Source organism: Pseudomonas sp. 34 E 7 (genome assembly GCF_900005715.1).
Classification (GTDB): Bacteria; Pseudomonadota; Gammaproteobacteria; order Pseudomonadales; family Pseudomonadaceae; genus Aquipseudomonas; species Aquipseudomonas orientalis_A.
In genome coordinates this window covers 1-303 of the sequence record NZ_CVTX01000044.1, presented here as the reverse complement: position 1 = coordinate 303, position 303 = coordinate 1, and the positions used below count along the sequence as shown (strand labels likewise).

The following is a 303-nucleotide window of genomic DNA, read 5'->3' as shown; positions in this document are numbered from 1 at the left end:
CGATACGCAGCTCGGCACCGGCCAATGGCTGGCCCAGCGGCAGGTAAGCGCCCTGCCCGGCCTCCGTCACCTCGCCACAGACCACACCGATGGTGGTTTCCGACGGGCCGTAGTGGTTGAACACGCGCAACTGCGGCGCCAGTTCGCGGATGCGCGCGAACAGCGCCGCATCGAAGCCTTCACCGCCCAGGATCAGCAACTGCCGCGGCAGTACCCGCCGGGCATCGTCCAGCGCCAACAGGCCACGCAAATGCGAAGGGGCGATCTTCAGGCAGTCCACGGGATGTTGGGCCAGGAAATCGG

The 303-nt window shown here is 67.3% G+C and carries 1 protein-coding gene; it reads right to left on the bottom strand.

Features of this window, described 5'->3' with window-relative positions; translation table 11 throughout:
- Nucleotides 1-303 (bottom strand): AMP-binding protein (locus tag BFP96_RS01650; RefSeq protein WP_139113307.1); only part of this gene is annotated, 303 nt, incomplete at both ends.